Source organism: Parahalioglobus pacificus (genome assembly GCF_014652275.1).
Lineage (GTDB): Bacteria > Pseudomonadota > Gammaproteobacteria > Pseudomonadales > Halieaceae > Parahalioglobus > Parahalioglobus pacificus.
In genome coordinates, this window is record NZ_BMYM01000003.1 from 138269 (window position 1) to 154832 (window position 16564).

Genomic DNA, 16564 nt, shown 5'->3' on the forward strand with positions numbered 1-16564 from the left:
TCGTTGAGGTCAATCTGGCGCAGTGGGCCTTCGGCTGTCAGATCATCCTCGGTGAGTGCTCGTGCGCACAGAGAGCCGCTTAATTCACCACCGTCTTCATAGACTGACCCAACGCTACCAACTCAAGGCTATCGCCTTCAAGGCGCAGATGTGTGATGGAGCCGTTGTCTGGCCAGAAATGCAGTGTGGCTTGCTCGCTCAACACCGCACCCACAATCGCATTAATCACCAAGAAGTGCGTAAAGAACACGGCATCACTGGCCTGTTCCTGCATCAAGTCCAACGCCGACAGACGCCAAGCCAGTAGCGATTGGGGCTGCTGTGACCACCGCTGCTTCATGAATGCGCGCAACCAGTCCTGGCGCTGCGCCATGGAAACCGGGGAAGGAACCTCGCGAATTCGGTCATCAATCAACGGAGCCTGCTCCAGCGCTGACGCCAAGGGCTGCGCCGTCTCCTGTGCTCGGGCCAAGGGGCTGCTGTATAGACGCGTGCCGCCTGTCAGCACAGTCAGTAACTGGTCACTGGCCTGGGAGGCCTGCTTATGCCCGAGTGCGCTCAGGCCGGGATCGTGGTGCTCGCCCCAGGAGGCAGCGGCTTCGCCATGCCTGACGAGGTAGAGATTCATTAGCGGTAGCTGATCAACTGTTCACCCAGCTGGGTGCCCAACACCTGCAGGAAGGATGCGTCGTTGAAGTTGGAGAGAGATACCTTACTGCCGCTGTAAAACAACTGACTGATAGAGCAGTTATACACCGGCTCATAGAAACGATAGGTGTGCTCACCCCCGAGGCCCAACACCATGGCAACAATCGTCGCGATAGTGCCGCCGGAAGTGAAAATAGCCACGGTCTTGCCACTACCCTGGGTGCTGATCACGTCGCGCAGCGCATCGCGCACGCCGCCCGAGTAGTCCGCCCAGCTTTGGATTGCGGGTTCGTCGCACTCGGGTGATACCCAGTAGTTAAACACCGCATCGATCACCTTCTGGTAATCCTTGCTGGATTTGAGGTTATCCAGCAGCGTTTGAAACTCAGGATTCTTAGCTAGCACGTGCGGCACCAGATATTCCAAGTGCTCGTCATTGCGGACCTCATTGAAACGCGGGTCGACATGATGAGGCACGTCACCGGGCTGGCTCGCCAACACCCCCTGGGCAGTTTCGCGCTGTCGTAACAGATCGCCGCTGTAGGCCGCATCGAACTGGATGGCCTGGTCGCGGAAAAAGTGTCCGGCGACTTCGGCCTGGCGCACGCCCAGTTCAGAGAGCTTGTCGTAATCGTCGGCACCAAAGGATGCCTGCCCGTGTCGTACTAGGTAAATCGTGGCCATCAGGCTCTCCCGGCAGTGAGGCTGGTGTCTCGCTCAAAACGTAGCTTGCGACGATAGGGGAAGAAGTCGTCTACGAAACCGTTGCGAATCTTGTCCTGGATATCTCGCCAGAACGACGCCTGGTAGATATCACTGTGAATAGCGTCGAACACTTTCCGTGCCCGCTGGTTCCCCGAGAAGAACAAACGAAACTCTTCGGGGAAGATGTCATTGGGAGCCACGTTGTACCAGGGCTGACTGGCCATCTCTTCGTACTCGTTGCGCGGCTCGGGAATCTCGCGGAAGTTACAGTCCAGCAACGGCACGATCTCATCGTAGTCGTAAAACACCACGCGTCCGTGCCGCGTCACACCGAAATTCTTCAGGAGCATGTCGCCAGGAAAAATGTTAGCGGCGGCCAGCTGTTTTATTGCATTGCCGTACTCGTCCATAACGGCGGCCACCTGCTCATCGGTGGCATTCTGCAGGTACAGGTTGAGCGGTGTCATGCGGCGTTCCACGTACACGTGCTTGATGATCAGGGCCTTGCCACGCTCCTCCAGCTTGGACGGTGCCACCCGGCGCAGCTCTTCCATCAATTCGTCGGAGAAACGATCACGCGCAAACGCCAGGTTCTTGAACTCCTGGGTGTCGGCCATGCGCCCTACCCTGTCCCACCGTTTCACCAGCGAGTACTTGTCCTTCACCTGTTCCTCGGTCATGTCCTTGGGCGGTGTGAAGCGGTCTTTGATGATTTTGAAAACGAATTCGTACGACGGCAGCGTAAACACACTCATCACCATGCCTTTAATGCCGGGAGCGATGATGAACTCATCGGTAGTGCTGGTGATGTGGCGGTAGGCGCAGCGGTGATAGTAGGTCTTGCCGTGCTTGTTATAGCCCATCGCACTGTATATTTCGGAGATAGGCTTCGCAGGCATTAGTGTTTGCAAGAACAGCACATACTGCGAGGGGATACTGGCATCCACCAAAAAATACGACCGGGTGAAACTGAAGATCACACTGCAGCGGTCCGAGCCGAACAGCACAGTATCCACAAACACCTGGCCCTGCTCGTTATGCAGAATGGGCAGCACCACCGGCAGCGTGTCACCGCCTGAGACCAACCGCCCAACAATATAGGCCGCTTTGTTACGGAAGAAGTGGTGCTCCAGTACCTGAAGTTCCACGCCCGCCCTGTCGAGGTTGAAACCGGGGCGAACAACACGCTCAATCACATCGATGATGTTGGCGACATCGCGCTCGACATCCTCGTAGGGCAGATTCATCGCATAGGTATTCAGCAGTTCGGTGAACATCTGAGCCATGCCCTGCTCGGGCCGGAAGGTGCGGTAGACCTTGCTGATATCCGAGGGCGGCATATCCCCAAGCGGTGAAAACACAAACGCATAATCATTGCGGATGTTGCGATGCTTGAACACGGCACAAAAGATTGAGTTGAAGAAGGTCTCAGCAATCTCAAAATTATTATGCCCGCGAATTAACTGGGAATAGAGATCCCGCACCGTCCGCCAGAAGAGCAGATCGTTAATCTGCTCGCCGGCGATCAGCTCGAGAAAAGGCAGCGTGTGCGTGGTTTTGTGCTTGTACAGATCGATGCGATCGCGCGAGACCTGCTGCATGCCCTGCCAGTCGGCGTTTTCAAAACGCGACTTGGCTGCCAGCGTGATGTTCTGGAAATCAGCAAAGTAAGACTCGAAGCCATTGAGAATGGTTCGAGCGAATCGTTCCTGAATATCCAAGGAAGCTCCCTGGCTTGAGACAGCCTTACAGTGAGGGGTTACCGAAACTGCGACGCAACTTCCGCATGCCGCCGATCCAGCGGTCGTAATCGGCTGTTTTGCGCTCGCGGTATTGTTGCACTTCGGCGTGAGGCAGGATGAGGAAACGCTCATCGGCGATGCCCTCAACAACCGCCTGCGCAACGTCCTGCGGCGTGATAACGCCATCGACGCCGGCGGTACCGCCATCTTCCACACCGCCAATCATGCGCGTAGCCACCGCCTGGGGACACAGGCATGACACTTTAACGCCATCGTCGCCATGGGTAATGGCCAGCGCCTCAGCGAAGCCCACGGCTGCGTGCTTGGTCGTGGAGTAGGCGGCGTCGCCCACCTGGTTTAACAGACCTGCGGCGGAGGCGGTATTCAGGAAATACCCGTCGCCTCGCGTAATCATACCGGGCAGACAAGCGCGCGCGGCCCATACGTGCGACATCACGTGGATGTCCCACATCGTCTGCCACACATCATTGCTAGCAGAAGTGGCGTACCAGGGCTCACCATCACCGGCGATGATGCCAGCGTTGCTGCAGAACAGATCGATGCGACCGTGATCAGCCTCTACCTGCTCCACCATGGCCTTGATCTGCGCTTCATCACGCACATCAACACCGTAGCCATCACCGTCTAACGTGGCAGCAACGGCTTTGGCGTTATCGGCCTCGAGATCGACAACGATAACTTTGCTGGCACCCTCAGCGTGAAAGCGCTCGCACAGTGCCTTGCCGATGCCATTGGCGCCGCCGGTGACAACGCAGACCTGACCCGCAATCTGCATCAGAGCATTTCCTTAGCGAACAGCTCCAGCACCTCGGTATCGTGCACGCCCAGCAGCATAGAACCCACTTCGCCACGCTTGCCGGCTTCCTTCCAAGCACTCAGGCGCTCGACAATGCGCTCGCGCGGGCCAACCAGAGCCACTTCGTCCAGCAGAGCATTGGGCACCTTGGCCTCGGCTTCTGCCTTCTGGCCGCTTAGGTACAGGTCCTGAATCTGGTCTGCGGCATCGCCATACCCCATGCGGGTGGCGTAGTCGTGGTAGAAGTTCTTGCCCTTGGCGCCCATCCCACCGATATACAGCGCCAGCCAGGGGCGCAGGGAATCGTAGGCAGCATCAAGGTCGTCGTTCACGGCCACCGATACGAACGGCGCCACGTCGAAGTCTTTCAGGCTCTTGCCGTTACCGGCTTTATCGAAGCCTTCCTGAATGTGCTCACCCAGCACGGCGTAGTTGTCCGGGTTCATCCACACAGGGAAAACACCGTCGGCCACTTCACCCGCGCAGCGCAGGCCGGCAGGGGTAATGGACGCGGTGTAAATGGGGATCTCGGTGTTAGCCGCCAAAATGGACTTCAAGGGCTTGCCCAGTCCTGTGGTGCCTTCGCCCTTGTTCGGCATCTGGTACACCTTACCATCGAACTCCACGGCGCCTTCGCGCGCAAAAATCTTGCGCATGATCTGGATGTACTCACGGGTACGGGTCACTGGCTTCCCATAGGGAACGCCGTGCCACCCCTCAACCACCTGCGGGCCCGAGGCACCCAGGCCGGCAATGAAGCGTCCGCCTGAAAGCTGGTCCAGCGACATGGCCGTCATGGCACACATCGCCGGCGTTCGCGCGGGCATCTGCATAATCGCAGTACCCACACGCATTTTTTCAGTGTTCGCCAGCACCCAGGAGGCGGCTGTAACGGCATCGTTACCATAGGCCTCTGCCGTCCACACCGAGTCATAACCCATGGACTCCGCCGTTTTGATCAAATCCAGCGGAATGTGGATGTGTTTGCCCGAATAGCCGAGCAGAAAGCCTAACTTCATGCCGTATCTCCCTTGCGGTTAGCTGGCGTAGCGCAGTTCGTTGAACTTGCCCTGGTGGAAGTCACCGTTGCCGAAGGTCGTGTTGATCATCATCAAACGCTTGGCAAAGTGGCCGATATCCAGCTCATCAGTGATGCCCATACCACCGTGCATCTGGATGGCTTCACCGTAGATGTGTTTGCCCGCCTTGTCGATCATGACCTTCAGCGCGTGGATTTCACTATCAGTACCATCATCTTCATCTTTCAGCGAACAGACCGCACGGTAGAGCATCGACTTGCTCTGCTCGTACGACATAAAGGTATCAACCATGCGGTGCTGCAGTGCCTGGAAGCTACCAATCGCCGTGCCGAACTGCTCACGCGTTTTAGTGTATTCCAGAGTCTTGGTGTTCAGCTGGCTCATGATACCCAGCGCCTCAGCGCCCAGGTACACAATCACGCGCTGCACCAGGTCTTCTATCAGGGGTAGTGCTTTGCCCAACTCACCGACCAGTGCCGTGGCGGGCACGCTGATGTTGTTGAACGTAACGTTCGCAACCAGTTGGCCATCCATCATACGGTAGGTGATCTTCTCGGCAGCCTCTGCAGGCACCAGGAACAGGCTCACACCGTCGGCGTCGGACTGCTCACCGGAGGTGCGCGCGGACACAATCAGCTGATCGGCATTGGCACCATTGAAAACCACGACCTTCTCGCCATTAATCACGTAGTTGTCACCATCCGCAGTCGCGGTGGTTTTCACATCGGCCAGCTCGAAGCGGCTTTGACGCTCCAGGTAAGCGAACGACCCTTGCAGGCTGCCATCGATGATTTGCGGAATCAGGCTTTCCTTCTGGGCGTCTGAACCGCCATCCTGCAGCAATCCACCAAACATCAGGACCGTGGCCAGGTAAGGCTCGACTACCAGTCCTTTGCCCAGCTCTTCCATCACGACCATGACGTCGACCGGGCCACCGCCAAAACCGCCGTACTCTTCGGCAAACGGTACCGACAGCCAACCCAGCTCCGCAAACGTCTGCCACTTTTCGGCACTCATGCCCTGCTCGGAGTCGGCAATGGCACGGCGTGTGTCGAAGTCGTAATCGTCCTGCACAAAGCGCGCAACCGAGTCGCGCAGCATGCCCTGCTCTTCAGAGAAATCGAAATTCATTGTTACTTCCTTAAAACCTTACTCTAGACCCAGGACCGCTTTGGCGATCACGTTTCGCTGTACTTCGTTGGAGCCGCCATAGATCGTTGCTGCGCGGCCATACATGTAGCTTTGACGGGCGCTGCTGCCGAAATCATGGCCGATCTGGTCGGTGCTCAAATCCGTGGGCAGAACGCCCTGATAGTAAGCCGCCACTTCCATGGTTAGCTCCTGCACCGCCTGCTGCATCTCGGTGCCTTTGATCTTCAGCAACGAGGACTCGGGACCGGGGGCACCGCCTGACGCTACCGATGCGAGTACGCGCAGCTCGGTGAACTCCAGTGCCATCAGCTCGATCTCGATATCCGACACACGCTGTTGGAAAATCGGGTCGTCCATCAGGGCACGGCCACCGTTCACTTCCTCGCGGGCGTACTTCTTCACGTTCTCGAGGTTGCGCTTGGTGTCGGGCACGCCGGCAATACCGGTACGCTCATGCGCCAGCAGCGCCTTGGCGTAGGTCCAGCCTTTATTCTCTTCGCCAATCAGGTTGGCTTTGGGTACACGAACGTTGTTGAACTCCACCTCGTTCAGGCTGTGATGGTTATCAATCGAGATGATGGGGTTGACCTTGATGCCCTCGGTCTTCATGTCGATCAGCAAGAAGCTGATGCCCTGCTGACGCTTGCCCTCATTGCTGGTGCGCACCAGGCAGAAGATCCAGTCCGCGTACTGCGCGTAGGAGGTCCAAATCTTGGCGCCATTGATAATGTAATCATCACCGTCGGTCTCGGCCTTGGTCTTCAGCGAGGCCAGGTCGGAACCGGCACCCGGCTCGGAGTAGCCCTGGCACCACCAGTCATCGCTCTTAAGGATGCCGGGCAGGAAACGTTCTTTCTGCTCGTCATTACCGAAGGCGTAGATTACGGGTCCGACCATGGTGAGACCGAAAGGAATCACGTCACGCACGCCGGCTGCGGTGCGCTCCTGCTCATAGATGAACTTCTGGGTTGTGGTCCAACCGGTACCACCGTACTCCTTGGGCCAGCTCGGCGCGATCCAACCCTGCTCGTAGAGACGCTTTTGCCAGTCAATGACAGCGTCCTTGAAGGTGTCGAGATTGGCCATTCTGGCCTGCAGTTCCTCGTCGTAGGCTTCCGCGAAGAAGGCTCTTACTTCATCGCGAAACGCCAGATCTTCGGGGGAAAATGATGTATCCACGGTACAGTCTCCTGGAGGATTTGACTTTTGGGTATGTTTTTTAGAAATCGGGCATGTACCCTAGCGAAATAGGGCGACCAAAACAAGGATTATGCGCTGTCGGCAGCGCCCTCTTCCCTTGGTATTGATACGGCGGAACCGGGACTTAGGCGTCTAGCGCCCAACAAGAATAGACGAGATTTTGAGGGGTGCGCGGTCACACACCCCGGACAGATTCAGTACAGAAGGCTGAACAGCTTGCGCTGGTACTCGGCAGCGAGAGGGTCACCCTTGCCAATACTGGCAATGGTATCGAGCAGCAGCTTCTTGGTGGCGCCATTATCGTGGTCGGTATCGGCCTTCAGCACGGTATACAGGTTCTCCAACGCATCGCGGTACTGTCCGGCCGTGGTGTACTGCACCGCCAATTTCACACGTGAGTCAGCGTCATCCGGATCAGTCGCCACCGCCGCCTCCAGCGCTGCCATCTCCGGGGATTTGGCCGCCTCGCGCTTCAGCTGCAACTGCGCAGATAGCTGCTCGAACGCGGCATCCTGATCCGCCAGGCCCACCGTAGCGAGCACTGCCTCGGCATCATCCAGGCGCATAGCCTCGATCAGCGCGTGTACGTAGGCAATCATGACATTGTGTTGCTGGCCGGATTCCTCGTAGGCCTGGCGAAGGGGTGCAACGGCCGCTGCGAAATCCCCCTGCTCCAGGGCTTCACTGGCCTGCTGCAGCAACGGGTCCCAAGGCGCGGGCAGGTACTTTTGCAGCAGCTCCCGCACGGCCGTTTCGGGTTGGGCACCCATAAAGCCGTCTACCGGTTGGCCATTCTGAATCACCATCACCGTTGGCAGGCTGCGCACACCAAACTGCTGGGCAATCATCTGCTGGGTATCGGCGTTCACCTTCGCAAGGAGAAATGCACCGTCATATTCAGTGGTGATCTTCTCGAGAAGCGGCATCAACGTTTTACAGGGCTCACACCAGTCGGCCCAGAAATCCACCACCACGGGGCGCTTGTGCGATTCCTCAATCAGCAGTGCCTGTGCGTTGGTTTCGTCAATGTCGACAATATGTTCGTTCATCGCCAATCCTAAATGTGCTGCGCTGTTAGTGAGGGCACTACAGCCCCAATACGTCCTGCATATCGTAAAGGCCAGGATTCTGGGTACCGACCCAACCAGCGGCGCGCACGGCGCCGCGCGCAAAGGACATGCGACTACTGGCCTTGTGTGTGATCTCTACGCGTTCGCCATCGGCGGCGAACATCACCGTGTGATCGCCCACGATATCGCCGGCGCGCACTGTCGCAAAACCGATGGTGTCGCGGTCTCGAGCGCCCGTTTGGCCCTCGCGGCCATACACAGCAACGTCCTTCAGGTTGCGACCTAAGGCATCGGCAACCACTTCGCCCATGCTCAAAGCCGTACCCGAGGGGGCGTCAATCTTGTGGCGGTGGTGCGCCTCGACAATTTCGATGTCGACTTCATCGCCCAGCACCTGTGCGGCGGTTTCCAGCAGTTTGAAACACAGGTTCACACCGGTGCTGAAATTGGAGGCCTTACAAATGGCGATATCTGTCGCTGCGGCATCAATCTGTGCCTGCTCCTCGGACATGAAGCCCGTGGTGCCAATGACCATGGCGGTTTTGGCGGCACGGCATGCGGCCAGGTTGGCGAGGGTTGCTGCAGGTACGCTGAAATCAATCAGCACATCAATATCGCCGATCACGGTGTCCAGGGCACCGGCAACTGCCACGCCATTGCGGCCAAGGCCTGCCAGCTCACCCGCATCGGCACCCACCAGGCTGCTGTCAGGACGTTCCAGTGCGGCCGCCAGCTCAACGCCTTCGGCATTGCCAAGGGCTTCAACCAGGGTCCGTCCCATCCGGCCCGCAGCACCGGTGATACCTACTCGTAGTGTCATGAAGTCATGTCATCAAAAAAGTTCTTCACACCCTCAAACCAGCTGCTCTGCCGGGGGCTGTGGGACTTGCCGCCCTCACCCAGGGTGTCTGCAAATTCTTCCAGCAGCTCTTTCTGGCGCTTGCTCAAATTGACCGGTGTCTCAACCACAACCCGGCACAGCAAGTCGCCGACGCTGCCGCCACGCACGGGCTTCACACCCTTGCCGCGAAGCCTAAAGAGCTTACCTGTCTGGGTTTCATAAGGCACTTTCAATTTCACGCGACCATCCAGCGTGGGCACTTCCAGCTCACCGCCCAGCGCAGCATCAACGTAGGTGATGGGCACTTCGCAGTAGAGGTGTTTGCCATCGCGCTCGAAAATGGGGTGTTGCTTCACAGAGATCTGAACGAACAGGTCACCGGAAGGTCCGCCATCTGCACCGGCCTCGCCTTCGCCACCCAAACGGATACGGTCGCCCGTATCCACACCGGGGGGTACTTTCACCGACAGGGTCTTGGTTTTCTCGACACGGCCTTCACCGTGGCAATCGTCACAGGGATCAGAAATGATGGTGCCGCGACCGTGACAATTGGGGCAGGTTTGCTGCACCTGGAAAAAGCCCTGCTGCATACGCACCTGGCCAACACCGCCACAGGTACCACAGGTCGTGGGCTTGGAACCCGGCTTGGCGCCCGAACCGTCACAGGTTTCGCAGTGGACAAGCGTCGGCACACGAATCTCCACAGTGGTGCCTTTAACGGCATTTTCCAATGACACTTCCAGGGTGTAGCGAAGGTCAGCGCCACGCTGCGGGCCACCGGGGCCTCGGCCGCCACCGCCGAAGATGTCGCCGAATACGTCGCCGAAAATATCGCTGAAGCTGCCGCCACCAAAGCCGGCGCCACCACCCATTTGCGGGTCTACGCCCGCATGGCCATACTGGTTGTAGGCCTGGCGTTTCTCGGCATCGCTGAGAATTTCATAAGCCTCGCTGGCCTCTTTGAATTTCTCGTCGGCATCGGGATCGTCGGGGTTACGGTCCGGGTGGTACTTCATCGCTACCCGGCGGTAAGCCTTTTTGATCTCTTTCTCGTCGGCGTTTTTATCAACGCCCAGCACTTCGTAGTAATCGCGTTTCGACATAAATCAGTCAGGCTCTCTGTGGCCCCGTTTTAAACAACGACGCGGGCACTGATGTCCCGCGTAGTATGGTTTGCGTGAATTCCTACCCGCCGATGGAGGCATCAGCGGGTGGAATGCGGCCCGAATCAGGCCTGCTTCTTGTCGTCCTTCACTTCCTCGAACTCAGCGTCGACAGCATCGTCTGCAGGCTGGGCATCGGCAGCATCCGCCGCCTGCTCTGCGCCGGCTTCGCCAGCCGCAGCCTGTGCCTGGTACATCTTCTGCGCCACAGGGCCGGTCGCTTCAGTCAGCTTGTTAGCCGCTGCATCGATCGCGTCCTTGTCGTCGCCTTTCACAGCTTCTTCCGCTTCGGAAATCGCCGCTTCAATCGCTGCTTTCTCGTCGTCCGTGGCGTGCTCACCCGCTTCCTCGAGGGTCTTCTTCGCTGCGTGCACCAGGCCATCGGCCGTATTGCGTGCAGTGATAAGCTCCTCGAACTTGGCATCGGCGTCAGCATTGGCCTCGGCATCAGACACCATCTGATCGATCTCTTCATCCGACAGACCGCCAGAAGCAGTAATGCGGATAGACTGCTCTTTGCCAGTCGCCTTGTCCTTGGCGGACACGTTCAGGATGCCGTTGGCGTCGAGGTCAAACGTTACCTCGATCTGCGGCATACCGCGCGGCGAGGGCGGGATGTCAGCCAGGTCGAAACGACCCAGTGACTTGTTACCCGTGGCCTGCTTACGCTCACCCTGAACCACGTGAATAGTCACGGCAGTCTGGTTGTCCTCCGCGGTTGAGAAGATCTGCGACTTCTTGGTCGGAATCGTGGTGTTCTTCTCGATCAGCGGAGTCGCAACACCGCCCATGGTTTCGATACCCAGGGTCAGAGGCGTTACGTCCAACAACAGTACGTCTTTCACGTCACCGGCCAGTACCGCCCCCTGAATAGAGGCGCCCATGGCAACCGCTTCGTCGGGGTTCACGTCCTTACGCGGCTCTTTGCCAAAGTAATCGGCAACGGCAGCCTGCACCATTGGCATGCGTGTCTGGCCACCGACCAGAATCACATCGTCGATTTCAGACGGGTTCAGGCCCGCGTCCTGCAGTGCAACCTTCACCGGCTCCATGGAGCGGGTCACCAGATCTTCTACCAGCGACTCCAGCTTGGAGCGCGACAGCTTGACCACCAGGTGCTTGGGACCCGTTGCATCAGCCGTGATGTAAGGCAGGTTCACTTCTGTCTGCTGCGAGCTGGACAGCTCGATCTTGGCCTTTTCTGCCGCTTCTTTCAGACGCTGCAGTGCCAGCGGATCGTTGTGCAGGTCGATGCCGCTCTCTTTCTTGAATTCGTCTGCCAGGTACTCGATCAGGCGCAGGTCGAAGTCTTCACCACCGAGGAAGGTGTCACCGTTGGTGGAAAGCACTTCAAACTGGTGCTCACCATCGACCTCGGCAATTTCAATGATGGAGATATCGAAGGTACCGCCACCCAGGTCATAAACAGCAACGGTGTGGTCACCCTTGCCTTTGTCCATGCCATAGGCCAATGCCGCCGCTGTGGGCTCATTGATGATGCGCTTCACTTCCAGACCCGCAATCTTGCCGGCGTCCTTGGTCGCCTGACGCTGTGAGTCGTTGAAGTACGCAGGCACGGTAATCACCGCCTCGGTGACAGACTCGCCCAGGAATTCCTCAGCCGTCTTCTTCATCTTGCGCAGCACTTCCGCAGAGACCTGCGGGGGCGCCATTTTCTCGTCTTTCGCAGACACCCAGGCGTCGCCGTTGTCCGCTTCCACGATCGAGTAAGGGACCATGCTGATGTCTTTCTGGACAACGCCGTCCTTGAACTTACGGCCAATCAGGCGCTTTACCGCGAACAGGGTGTTCGTGGGGTTAGTGACTGCCTGACGCTTGGCGCTCTGGCCAACCAGAATTTCGCCGTCGTCGGTGTAAGCAACAATTGAGGGTGTGGTGCGATCGCCCTCGGCGTTTTCAATAACGCGGGGTGCATCGCCGTCCAGAACGGATACACAGCTGTTGGTGGTACCCAGGTCAATACCAATAATCTTTCCCATGATTCTCTCCTCTTGCGGGCAGTAAATGCCTGCCCTCACAAATATGATGTTCTCTATATGGGCCTGAATCGGCCGATTTCAAGGGCCCTTAGCCCGCAGATTTGCTCACCATCACCATGGCCGGGCGTATCAGCCGACCATTCAGGCTGTAACCCTTCTGCACCACCGCAATCACGGAATTGGGCTCCACATCCGGGTTCTCCACCATGCTCATGGCCTGGTGCAGTTGAGGGTCAAAAGGCTCGCCCTCGGGGTTGATCTGCTCGATGTTGTTCTTGCCAAGTACGTCCAGGAAGCTCTTCAGCGTCAGCTCGACGCCCTCAACGATGGGCTTCACCGCCTCGTCTTCGGTGGCCGCTTCCAACGCACGCTCCAGGTTGTCAACGATGGGCAGCAGATCGCCACTGAATCGCTCCAGGGCAAACTTGCGGGCTTTCTCGACATCCTGCTCGGCACGGCGCTTCACATTTTGCGCGTCGGCCTGGGCACGCAGCGCATTGTCGCGCGCAGTTTCAACATCGGCCTGCAACTGCTCAATAGTCTCTTCCGGGGTGGGTTCAGCAGCCTCAGTCGTGGCCTCTTCACCTTCCGCGGCGACGGCTTCCTCAGCCGCTGCAGTGGTCTCTGCGGTGTCCTGTACCGTTTCTTCAACGGCTTCCGTTTGCTTCTGATCCTGATCAGCCATGCTGTCTGTGCTCCGTATCATGGCGGTAAATGGGTAATCACTGTGTGATGAGAGCCACATGGGGGCCAGAAGGGCCCAATTCAAGGCCCCGAGGGGAAAATTTGCCGGTTTTTTGGGGGTTGTGGGGTTATTTGGCCAGGGCAGAACTGAGCATGCGGGCGGTGACATCCACAATGGGAATCACGCGCTCGTAGGCCATGCGGGTGGGCCCTATGACTCCCAGCACACCCAGGGTGCGCATGCCATCACTGTAGGGCGCAGTGACCACGCTGTAGTCGCCAAAGACCTCGTACCCGGCCTCTTCACCAATAAAGATCTGGATACCGTCGGCGCGGGAGCAGCGCTCCAGCAAGTGCAGGATGTCTTTCTTTTGCTCGAAGGCGTCAAACAACTCTCGCAGCTTGAGCACTTCCTCGGCCGTGGCACCATCAAGTAGCCGGGACTCGCCGGCCATCACGTACTGCTCGTCACTGTCATCCGCATCCAGCGCACGGTTGGCCAGATCCAGCGCATCGCTCAGGTAATTATCAATGCGGCTGCGTGCCTGTTGCATCTCACTCACCAGCCCCGCCTTAACGGCGGTGAGCTCATGCCCGGCGAAGCGCTGGTTCACCATCAGGGCAGCGGCGCGCAGCTGCTCTTCGGTGAAGGGCCGATCCGTATGGATGATGCGGTTTTGTACCTCACGCTCGTTGATGACCAGGATCACCAGCACCCTGTTACCCGATAGCGGCAGAAACTCCACCTGCCGCAACTGGTTGGACTCCACTTTGGGCACGGTAACGATGCCCGCCTGGGCAGTGATCGTGGACAACAGCGATGAAGCCGACTGCACCAGCTCACCCGCCGTTTTATCGGGGTTGAGTTCCAGGCGCAGGTTAGAAAGTGAGTGGTCGTCCAGGGGTTGTACCTGCAGCAAAGAATCGACGAACAGGCGATAGCCCGCAGACGTGGGTACCCGACCCGCCGATGTGTGAGGCGAGTGCAGGAAACCGCGCTCCTCAAGGTCGGACATCACGTTGCGGATGGTGGCGGCGCTGACGGGCAGGCCCGCCTCCTCACGCAGGGTCGAGGAGCCCACTGGCTGGCCGTCCCGAATATGCCGCTCGACCAGCACCTTCAGCAGGGTCTGTGCGCGTTCGGACAGTTCGGTTTCAGCCATGAGTCACTCTTGGTAAGAATTAGCACGGTTTTATCACAGTCTGGCCGCGAAGAAAAAGAGCTCAGTCCCTATGCTGGCAATTGATGTTTATGGCGGTCTAAATCTGGGTTATAACAGCGGCAACGCTTACAGACCCACGCCCATGCTCTCGTTTATCAGCATCAGTAATTTCACCATCGTCGAGTCACTGGAGATGGACTTTCACAGCGGCATGACGGTGATCACCGGTGAAACCGGCGCGGGCAAGTCCATCATGCTGGATGCCCTGGGACTTTGCCTGGGCGATCGCGCTGATTCCAAGAGTATTCGCCCCGGCGCCGAGCGCGCGGACATCCACGCCAGTTTCGATATCGCTGACATTCCTGCGGCGCAGGCTTGGCTGGCAGAGCGGGAGTTACTGGCGGGTGATGAGTGCCTGCTGCGACGTGTGATCACTCGCGAGGGCCGCTCACGCGCCTACATCAACGGCAACCCGGCCACCCTGCAGGACTGCAAGGCACTGGGCGAACACCTGATCGACATACACAGCCAACACGCCCACCAATCGCTGCTGCGAAAATCCGTGCAACGCTCATTGCTGGACGAGTTCGCCGGCAAGCAGGCATTGGCGACACGGGTTGAACAAGCGGCTTCAGACTGGCTGCGTGCACACCACGAGCTCAACGCACTGATCGCAGCACGTGATGAGCAAAGCAGCCGCGCCCAATTGCTGAACTACCAGGCGCAGGAGCTGGATGAACTGGCGCTGGGCGAGAATGAGCTGCTGGCGCTTGAGCAGGAACAGAAACGATTGGTGAATGCCGAGGATGTGTTGCGCGCTGCCCACGAGGCGCTGACGCTGACCGAGGCACAGGCCGCCGGCGCACGCCAGGCCTTCCAGCTACTGCAGGGCGACGGCCACGCAGGAAAGACCGTAGAGAACGCGTGGGAATTGCTGGATTCTGCAGCGATTCAGCTCTCAGAAGCACACAGTGAAGTACAGGCCTACATCGATTCCGTGTCAGTGGACCCGGCGCGGCTGGCTGAGGTCGAGAAACGGCTGGAACAGATTTATGACGTCGCCCGCAAGCACCGGGTAATGCCTGAACAGTTACCGCAGCAGTATGCGGATCTCAGCGCAGAGTTGGCCACACTGAGCGGTGGCGACGAACGCATTGCCGAGCTAACCGAGCAGGCAGCGCAATGGTTGGCACAATACCGCAAGGACGCCGCAATGCTGACCAAAGAGCGCGGCAGGGCGGCGCGCAGGCTGCAAAAAGCAGCCGCGGAACTGCTGGCCTCGCTCTCTATGGCCCAGTGTACGTTAACGATCGACCTGCCCCCCCGCGGTGGTGAAGACCCGCACCCCCAGGGCCAGGAAGACATCAACTTTCTGATCAGCACCAACCCGGGCGCCGAGCCTCAACCCTTGGGCAAAATTGCCTCCGGCGGCGAACTATCGCGCATTAGCCTTGCCATACAGGTCGTTACTGCCAACACAGGCACGGTGCCCTCGATGGTTTTCGACGAAGTGGATGTGGGAATCGGCGGTGGTGTTGCCGAGGTGGTCGGCCGATTACTGCGTCAACTCGCTGGCGATGCCCAAGTGCTCTGTGTGACTCACCTGCCGCAAGTGGCAGCACAGGGGCATCAGCATTTGCAGGTGGCCAAGGAGGGCGACAAGAAATCTGTTCGCACCCAGCTATCGGCATTGGATGCCGATGGCCGTATCGAGGAGATCGCTCGTATGCTGGGCGGCATTACTATCACCCAGCAAACCCGGGCGCATGCCGAGGAGATGCTCTCAGCCATCAACGGCTAGCGCTGTGCTGCAGGCACGCAGATAGTGTGTCGAAGTGGGTGTTTGGGTAAAAGCCCGCGTCAGGAACAACGCGGACGTGAACGATTAGCTGTCTTTCTTGCGCACGTAGAGCACCAGGGAGTGGTCAACCAATTCGTAACCGTGCTCTTCCGCAATTTCGTGCTGGCGTTTTTCAATCAGTTCGTCGGTAAACTCGATCACCTCATTGGTATTCAGGCACACCATGTGATCGTGATGTTCGCCCTTAGCCAATTCAAACACCGAGTGGGGCGTGCCCGACTTGTCGCGGCCGGCCTCGAAGATGTGTCGTGTAACCAGACCGGCGGACTCAAACTGGGTGAGCACTCGATAAACCGTGGCCAGGCCGACCTCTTCGCCCGCATCTCGCAGCGATTGGTAGACCTGTTCGGCACTGAGGTGCTGAGACGCGCCATCTGACGCTTCCAATATTTGCAGGATCTTCACGCGCGGCAGCGTTACTTTAAGGCCGGCTTTGCGCAGTTCCTTATTTTCATCAGACATGATGCGGGGGTTCTCT

15 protein-coding genes are annotated in these 16564 nt (G+C 58.3%); 1 reads left to right on the forward strand and 14 read right to left on the reverse strand.

Annotated elements, in window-relative coordinates; genetic code table 11:
- Positions 1 to 79: 79 nt before the first annotated feature.
- From IE089_RS13980 to hrcA, 13 genes are all read right to left on the reverse strand, one after another.
- Positions 80 to 628 (reverse strand): histidine phosphatase family protein, encoded by a 549-nt coding sequence (locus IE089_RS13980; RefSeq protein WP_189478462.1) that lies wholly within the window; start codon positions 626 to 628, stop codon positions 80 to 82.
- On the reverse strand, positions 628 to 1332 hold the full coding sequence (locus IE089_RS13985) for a histidine phosphatase family protein (protein ID WP_189478463.1): 705 nt from the start codon (positions 1330 to 1332) through the stop codon (positions 628 to 630). Before IE089_RS13985 ends, IE089_RS13980 begins: the two co-directional genes overlap by 1 nt.
- The gene (gene aceK / locus IE089_RS13990; RefSeq protein WP_189478464.1) at positions 1332 to 3074 is read right to left on the reverse strand and encodes a bifunctional isocitrate dehydrogenase kinase/phosphatase; all 1743 of its coding nucleotides are present in this window, start codon (positions 3072 to 3074) and stop codon (positions 1332 to 1334) included. Before aceK ends, IE089_RS13985 begins: the two co-directional genes overlap by 1 nt.
- 25 nt (positions 3075 to 3099) lie before the next feature.
- On the reverse strand, positions 3100 to 3891 hold the full coding sequence (locus tag IE089_RS13995; RefSeq protein WP_189478465.1) for an SDR family oxidoreductase: 792 nt from the start codon (positions 3889 to 3891) through the stop codon (positions 3100 to 3102).
- Positions 3891 to 4931 carry an LLM class F420-dependent oxidoreductase gene (locus IE089_RS14000; RefSeq protein ID WP_189478466.1) on the reverse strand — a complete coding sequence of 347 codons (1041 nt, stop codon included), beginning with the start codon at positions 4929 to 4931 and terminating at the stop codon, positions 3891 to 3893. The genes IE089_RS13995 and IE089_RS14000 overlap by 1 nt, the downstream gene beginning before the upstream one ends.
- A gap of 18 nt (positions 4932 to 4949) precedes the next feature.
- On the reverse strand, positions 4950 to 6083 hold the full coding sequence (locus tag IE089_RS14005; protein ID WP_189478467.1) for an acyl-CoA dehydrogenase family protein: 1134 nt from the start codon (positions 6081 to 6083) through the stop codon (positions 4950 to 4952).
- Positions 6084 to 6101: 18 nt separating this feature from the next.
- Positions 6102 to 7283: an acyl-CoA dehydrogenase family protein gene (locus tag IE089_RS14010; RefSeq protein WP_189478468.1), complete on the reverse strand. Its 1182-nt coding sequence runs from the start codon at positions 7281 to 7283 to the stop codon at positions 6102 to 6104.
- 215 nt (positions 7284 to 7498) lie between these two features.
- Positions 7499 to 8353 (reverse strand): thioredoxin, encoded by an 855-nt coding sequence (trxA, locus tag IE089_RS14015; RefSeq protein WP_189478469.1) that lies wholly within the window; start codon positions 8351 to 8353, stop codon positions 7499 to 7501.
- 37 nt (positions 8354 to 8390) lie between these two features.
- Positions 8391 to 9194 (reverse strand): 4-hydroxy-tetrahydrodipicolinate reductase, encoded by an 804-nt coding sequence (gene dapB, locus IE089_RS14020; protein WP_189478470.1) that lies wholly within the window; start codon positions 9192 to 9194, stop codon positions 8391 to 8393.
- Complete coding sequence (dnaJ, locus tag IE089_RS14025) at positions 9191 to 10318, reverse strand: molecular chaperone DnaJ (RefSeq protein ID WP_189478471.1); 1128 nt, start codon at positions 10316 to 10318, stop codon at positions 9191 to 9193. Before dnaJ ends, dapB begins: the two co-directional genes overlap by 4 nt.
- 125 nt (positions 10319 to 10443) lie before the next feature.
- The gene (gene dnaK, locus IE089_RS14030; RefSeq protein ID WP_189478472.1) at positions 10444 to 12378 is read right to left on the reverse strand and encodes a molecular chaperone DnaK; all 1935 of its coding nucleotides are present in this window, start codon (positions 12376 to 12378) and stop codon (positions 10444 to 10446) included.
- An 88-nt stretch (positions 12379 to 12466) separates the two neighbouring features.
- On the reverse strand, positions 12467 to 13063 hold the full coding sequence (gene grpE, locus IE089_RS14035) for a nucleotide exchange factor GrpE (RefSeq protein WP_189478473.1): 597 nt from the start codon (positions 13061 to 13063) through the stop codon (positions 12467 to 12469).
- Positions 13064 to 13190: 127 nt separating this feature from the next.
- Entirely contained in the window at positions 13191 to 14225 is a 1035-nt protein-coding gene (gene hrcA, locus IE089_RS14040; RefSeq protein WP_189478474.1) for a heat-inducible transcriptional repressor HrcA, read from the reverse strand.
- A 70-nt stretch (positions 14226 to 14295) separates the two neighbouring features.
- On the opposite strand from hrcA, the gene recN reads away from it, so the two are divergent.
- Complete coding sequence (gene recN / locus IE089_RS14045; RefSeq protein ID WP_308428849.1) at positions 14296 to 16026, forward strand: DNA repair protein RecN; 1731 nt, start codon at positions 14296 to 14298, stop codon at positions 16024 to 16026.
- Positions 16027 to 16110: 84 nt separating this feature from the next.
- Here recN and fur read toward each other — a convergent pair whose 3' ends face one another.
- A complete protein-coding gene (gene fur / locus IE089_RS14050) occupies positions 16111 to 16548 on the reverse strand; it encodes a ferric iron uptake transcriptional regulator (RefSeq protein WP_189478475.1) in 438 nt (145 codons plus the stop codon).
- Positions 16549 to 16564 lie beyond the last annotated feature (16 nt).

Coding starts and splice junctions, on each gene's coding strand:
- IE089_RS13980 (WP_189478462.1), bottom strand. CDS start 628: ATGAATCTCTACCTCGTCAGGCATGGCGAAGCCGCTGCCTCCTGGGGC.
- IE089_RS13985 (WP_189478463.1), bottom strand. CDS start 1,332: ATGGCCACGATTTACCTAGTACGACACGGGCAGGCATCCTTTGGTGCC.
- IE089_RS13995 (WP_189478465.1), bottom strand. CDS start 3,891: ATGCAGATTGCGGGTCAGGTCTGCGTTGTCACCGGCGGCGCCAATGGC.
- IE089_RS14000 (WP_189478466.1), bottom strand. CDS start 4,931: ATGAAGTTAGGCTTTCTGCTCGGCTATTCGGGCAAACACATCCACATT.
- IE089_RS14005 (WP_189478467.1), bottom strand. CDS start 6,083: ATGAATTTCGATTTCTCTGAAGAGCAGGGCATGCTGCGCGACTCGGTT.
- trxA (WP_189478469.1), bottom strand. CDS start 8,353: ATGAACGAACATATTGTCGACATTGACGAAACCAACGCACAGGCACTG.
- dapB (WP_189478470.1), bottom strand. CDS start 9,194: ATGACACTACGAGTAGGTATCACCGGTGCTGCGGGCCGGATGGGACGG.
- dnaJ (WP_189478471.1), bottom strand. CDS start 10,318: ATGTCGAAACGCGATTACTACGAAGTGCTGGGCGTTGATAAAAACGCC.
- dnaK (WP_189478472.1), bottom strand. CDS start 12,378: ATGGGAAAGATTATTGGTATTGACCTGGGTACCACCAACAGCTGTGTA.
- grpE (WP_189478473.1), bottom strand. CDS start 13,063: ATGGCTGATCAGGATCAGAAGCAAACGGAAGCCGTTGAAGAAACGGTA.
- hrcA (WP_189478474.1), bottom strand. CDS start 14,225: ATGGCTGAAACCGAACTGTCCGAACGCGCACAGACCCTGCTGAAGGTG.
- recN (WP_308428849.1), top strand. CDS start 14,296: ATGCTGGCAATTGATGTTTATGGCGGTCTAAATCTGGGTTATAACAGC.
- fur (WP_189478475.1), bottom strand. CDS start 16,548: ATGTCTGATGAAAATAAGGAACTGCGCAAAGCCGGCCTTAAAGTAACG.